The organism is Streptomyces chlorus, from assembly GCF_042655885.1.
GTDB classification, from domain to species: Bacteria; Actinomycetota; Actinomycetes; order Streptomycetales; family Streptomycetaceae; genus Streptomyces; species Streptomyces chlorus.
The window spans coordinates 1-4,802 of sequence record NZ_JBHSOA010000131.1 but is presented as its reverse complement, the minus strand read 5'-3'; the positions used below and the strand labels follow the sequence as shown (position 1 = coordinate 4,802).

Here is a 4,802-nt window from a genome sequence, read left to right as displayed (position 1 = left end):
GGTCCCCCTCCACCATGACCAACCCGAAGATCATCCCACCCGGTCAGCCAACGTGACAGCACCCCGACCATGCCCGCCGGACCGGTGAGCCTGTGACAGGGACCCGTGGAAGACAAGCGCCTTAAACTTATTGCTGTAGGTTAATACTGGTCAAGACCCCGAACCTCTCCTTGTAGACACGGGATGGCCGTCGCCAGGCGCTTCCTCAGAAACTCCACAGCCGGCCAGCCGGCCACAGGGGCCAGGGCCGACGGGGCGCGGCAGTAAAGAGCACCCGGGCGCCCGCAAGGCCTTGCCCGACTTGGCGAATGCCATTAGGTTTACGGCGCTGCGGTAGACGCCACATCCCGTGCTTCCGCCCTCTCGAACGCTTTGCCACCCAGCCCCCGTGACGCACCGGACAGCAGGCCGTGGGCGTCCGGCTCTCCCCTGCACACCTCACCAGAAGTCAGGGCCGGCGCTGTGCGTGGGACACACAATGACTCGGATCACGACCCGGAGGTTCCCATGAGCGGCTACTCGTTGTTGGCAGGGGTGCGCATCCTGGAGGTCGCCCACCTGGCGCCCTCGTCTGTCGGTGGCCATCTTGCTGATCTCGGCGCCGAGGTGATCAAGGTCGAAACCGGGCCTGTGGGCGATCCCGTGCGCGCCGGTGGCTCCCTGGCGGTGGGCGGACCCGACGGTCCGGCCTTCATGCACCTGCGCTGGAACCGCGGCAAGAAGAGCGTGGCGCTCGATTTGCGGAGCGACGCAGGCAAGGCTGCCTTCCTGGAGCTGGCCAAGGTCAGCGACGCGGTGATCGAGGGAACACGTGCCGGCTATCTCGAATGGCTGGGCCTGGGATACGACGTACTGAAGGAGACCAACCCGGCGCTCGTCTTCTGCACGGTCTCCGGCCTCGGCAGCGACGGGCCCTACCGGCGGCTGGGCAGTGGCGGACCCGTCTTCGACGCCTACGCCGGCCTGCGCGAGGTGGCGACTCCGAGCACGCCCCCGGACAAGGGCATGGCGGGCTCGACCGCACCAGGGATCGCGATGTACGGACTGGGCGCCTACGGAGCGATGGGCATACTCGCGGGGATTCTCCACGCCCGCCGCACCGGGGCAGGGACACGGCTCGAGGTGGCCGGCATCGACGTGGCAGCCAGCTGGATTCCGGACGAGACCGACGCGGCCCTCAACGAGGGCCGGACGACGCAGCGCTCCGCCTGGCTGCCCGACGGGCGGCTGCCCGACTGGCCCCGGTTGGAGGCGTACCGGACACAGGACGGCGGCGCCATGCTGTTCGGCGCCCACGTGGAGAAGTTCTGGCGGAACTTCTGCCACGCCGTCGGCCGTCAGGACCTCCTGGAGATCGATCTGACCACCGTCGACGAGGGATCCGCCCGGCGCGCCGAGACGGTCTGGCGCGAACTGCGCGCCATCTTCCTGGAGCGCACGCGCGAGGAGTGGACTGAGCTCTTCCTCACGCACGACATCGCCGGCGGACCGGTGAACAGCGTCCACGAGCTCATCCAGGATCCCCATTTCAAGGCCCGGCGGAACACCTACACGGTCACCTACGACGGCGTGGGCGAGCTGGAGCTGATGGTGAGTCCGGTCCGTGTCGCCGGAGAGGACTTCGCAGCCGATCTCGCCCCGGAGCTCGGCGCGCACACGTGGGAGGTGCTGCGGGACGTGGCGGGCTACGACGAAGCGGTCCTGTCCGAGCTGGGCATCAAGGGAGCACCCTCACAGGCTGCCGGACGCAACGCTGACGCGTCCTGACGAGCGTCACACAGCCAACAGAGAACACGGTCCGGCATCCCGTATCCGTCGGTCACCCGTGCCTCTTCCGAGCAGCTTCCGCTCATCAGGGCGAGCCACAGGCTCGGCGCGGCCAGCCGGGGGCTGACGGATCAACACCGCGCTCTGCCGTCTTGCGCATGAAAACAGCAACCGAACAAGGGACATGGGAAGCTGGCATGAACATCAATGATCTCGTTCGCTACTGGGGAAAAAATCGTCCCGACCACGCGGCGATCATCTTCGGTGACGACGTACAGGGCTGGGCAGAACTCGACGCGGTCTCCGACGCCCTCGCCCGTGGCCTGGCGGCTCGCGGGGTCCGCAAGGGCGACCGGGTGGGCGTGCTCATGCGCAACCGCCCGGAGCTCGCCCATGTCATCCTGGCCACTCTGAAGCTGGGCGCGATCAGCGTTCCGCTCAACTTCCGGCTGCTGGCCTCGGAGCTCGCTCCCCTCCTCCAGGACGCCGACCCCCGCGTCGTGGTGACCGAGGGCGAACTCGCCCACCTGCTGGAGCCAGGGCACAAGGCGCTCGGCTTTGAGATCTTCGCCGCCGACTCGTCCGACCTGCCGGGATACAACCTGCTCATGACGGAGTCCGGGACGGCGCCGATCACCGAGGTCGACGAGGACGACGGCGCGTTCATCTGCTACACCTCCGGCACCACGGGAGTGCAAAAGGGCGCGCTGCTGACGCACCGCTCCGTACTGGCCCCCGGCCAGGCCCAAATGATCACCCACGGGATCTCGTGGCGCGACCGCGTATTGCTGGCCGCGCCTCTGGTCTACACGGGCTCAGTCATCTCGATCTTCATGCAACTGGTGGTGTACCCAGGCGCGACGATGGTGCTGCCCGGCGACTTCGACGCCGAGCGCTGCCTCGACGCATTGGAGCGGCACCAGGTCACGGCGACGACGACGGTCCCGGTGGTCTGGGAGCGCATGGCGGCGCTGCCCGGCTTCGGACGGCGCAGGCTGGCCGACTTCAAGTTCGCAGGAGCGGGCGGCGCCCCGGTGAATCCGGACCTACTCAAGGCCTACCAGGCACGCGGTATCCCGGTGACGCAGGTCTACGGGCTGACCGAGGCATCGGGACTGGCCTCCACCATGCGGTACGAGGATGCGCTCACGCGTCCCGGTTTCGCCGGGCTGCCGCTCGTGGGCACCGCCATCCGCATCGCCGATTCCGAAGGCAAGACGGTCCCGGCCGGCGAGGTCGGGGAGATTCTGGTCCGCGGCTCGCACACCATGCACGGCTACTGGAACCGTCCCCAGGAGACCGCCGAGACCCTCGTCGACGGATGGCTGCGCACCGGCGACCTGGGCCTGCAGGACGACGGCGGCTTCCTCAAGGTTGTCGACCGGAGGAAGGACATGGTCATCTCCGGAGGCCTGAACATCTACCCCGCCGAGATCGAGAAGGTGCTCAGCTCCGTGGAGGGGGTGGTGGACCTTGCCGTCATCGGCGTGGCGGACGACAGGTGGGGCGAGGTCCCGATGATCGTCTTCCATACCGACCAGGACCCGTCGGTCGTCGCCGGCCGCCTCGCATCGACCGCACGAGCCTCCCTCGCCCGCTACAAGCAGCCCAAGCACGCGGTCGCCCTGGCGCAACCGCTCCCCCGCACCTTCTCGGGCAAGCTCGCCAAGCCGGTCCTACGGAAGCAGTTCACGCGCACGCCTTCCGACGCGATTGCGCTGTCTCCGTCCAGCTCGTGACAGGCAGACCGGGCGGCCCCGAAATGCCGGGGCCGCCCGGCCACAAGTCCCTCAAAAGTCCGGTGATTGCTCACTGAGATCGTTTCATCCTGAAGTTGCTGGTCACGGGGCTGGTGTGACCGGTAGCGGGAGTTCTCGTACTGGTCGGTGGCGTGATCGGCAGCAGGTGATCATCTGTCACCGGGAGACTTCGGCACGGGTGAGGACGAGCAGGGCCCGCAGCAGTACGGTGGCGTGACGAGCGGCCAGCCGGAGCCTGGTGAGGACCCGCCAGTTTTTCAGGTCGGCAAAGCCGTGTTCATTCGCGGCGCGTTCGTGGGCGACGAGCCTGTTCGCCTCTTTCTGCGCGGCGGTCAGGCGCCGGCCGCGAGCGGCGCGGTAGCCGGTGATGATCACCGGGTTGTCCGGGTCGTCGTCCAGGCCGAGGAAGCCGAGGTCGGCGATGGCGCCGAGGCCGGCTTCGCGCAGGCGGGTGGTGATGTGGTCGTGCCGGGCAGCGGTGACGTCGTGGGTGCGGCCGCGGCGGGCGGCCGAGACCCGGATCAGGTTGCCCTTCTCGTCGGTGAGGGCAAGGACGTGCAGGCCGTGCATCGTGCGTTTGCCGGAGTAGTCGGGGCGGTCGTCGACGCCGGTGCGGCGCCGGGTGGGTATCGGCGTGCCGTCGATCAGCACGACAGCCCCGCCCCGTTTGACGATCTTCTTCAGTGCGCGGTCCAGACGTTCGGCGCGGGCGGCCAGTAGGTGGATCGCCTCCAGCAGCCAGCGGCGCACGGTCGAGGCAGAGACCTGTTAGGTGTCGGCCATGCCCGCGAGTCGCTGGTCATGACGGGGCACGGCGAGGACGATCAGGGCGATGCGGCCCGGCGGGAGCTTGCGCCACCGCGAACCGATCTTCTTCAGATGGGCGCGGCCCAGGCCCGCGACCATGTCCAGGGTCGCGCTCGACAGCGGCAGGCGGCAGGCGGCACGGCGTTGTCACGTTGTGGGGTGCGTGACTGTCTGATGGTGGGTCGGGGCGTGGTGAGCCCGCGGCCGGGAACCCGTGGTCAGGCCGTGGTGGGCAGGTTGGCAGCGCCGGTGATCTGGTCCCAGATCACGAAGCGGACGGTCATCCCGGCTCGCTGGCCGAAGGCCGTCATCAGGTGGCGGTGGGGGCGGAAGTGGGGTGAGATGCCGCTGAGCGCGGACAGGAAGCGTTGGGCTGCGCCGACGGAGCGGAAGCCCTTCATGGCGCGTTCGCGCCGCCGGGTGGGCCGGTGGCTGTTCTCCGCCCGGTGGTCGAGGTGCTTCGACTGC

The 4,802-nt window shown here is 68.6% G+C and carries 4 protein-coding genes and 1 pseudogene; 2 read left to right on the top strand and 3 right to left on the bottom strand.

Annotated features, from left to right (window positions below):
* Positions 1 to 507: 507 nt before the first annotated feature.
* Positions 508 to 1,767, top strand: coding sequence for a CaiB/BaiF CoA transferase family protein (locus ACFPZI_RS34410; protein ID WP_381371092.1), 1,260 nt, complete (start codon positions 508 to 510; stop codon positions 1,765 to 1,767).
* A gap of 197 nt (positions 1,768 to 1,964) precedes the next feature.
* On the top strand, positions 1,965 to 3,506 hold the full coding sequence (locus ACFPZI_RS34405; protein WP_381371091.1) for a class I adenylate-forming enzyme family protein: 1,542 nt from the start codon (positions 1,965 to 1,967) through the stop codon (positions 3,504 to 3,506).
* Between the two features lie 177 nt (positions 3,507 to 3,683).
* On the opposite strand, the gene ACFPZI_RS34400 is transcribed toward ACFPZI_RS34405, so the two are convergent.
* The 3 genes and pseudogenes from ACFPZI_RS34400 to ACFPZI_RS34390 all read right to left on the bottom strand — a co-directional run.
* The gene (locus ACFPZI_RS34400; RefSeq protein ID WP_381371090.1) at positions 3,684 to 4,277 is read right to left on the bottom strand and encodes a transposase family protein; all 594 of its coding nucleotides are present in this window, start codon (positions 4,275 to 4,277) and stop codon (positions 3,684 to 3,686) included.
* Positions 4,278 to 4,295: 18 nt separating this feature from the next.
* Complete coding sequence (locus ACFPZI_RS34395; protein ID WP_381371089.1) at positions 4,296 to 4,433, bottom strand: hypothetical protein; 138 nt, start codon at positions 4,431 to 4,433, stop codon at positions 4,296 to 4,298.
* A gap of 119 nt (positions 4,434 to 4,552) precedes the next feature.
* Positions 4,553 to 4,802: pseudogene (locus ACFPZI_RS34390) on the bottom strand (IS6 family transposase); the annotation flags it as partial.

Bases quoted from the DNA above. Each gene is read 5' to 3' on its own strand.
- ACFPZI_RS34395 (WP_381371089.1), bottom strand. From the start codon at position 4,433: ATGGTCGCGGGCCTGGGCCGCGCCCATCTGAAGAAGATCGGTTCGCGG.
- ACFPZI_RS34410 (WP_381371092.1), top strand. From the start codon at position 508: ATGAGCGGCTACTCGTTGTTGGCAGGGGTGCGCATCCTGGAGGTCGCC.
- ACFPZI_RS34405 (WP_381371091.1), top strand. From the start codon at position 1,965: ATGAACATCAATGATCTCGTTCGCTACTGGGGAAAAAATCGTCCCGAC.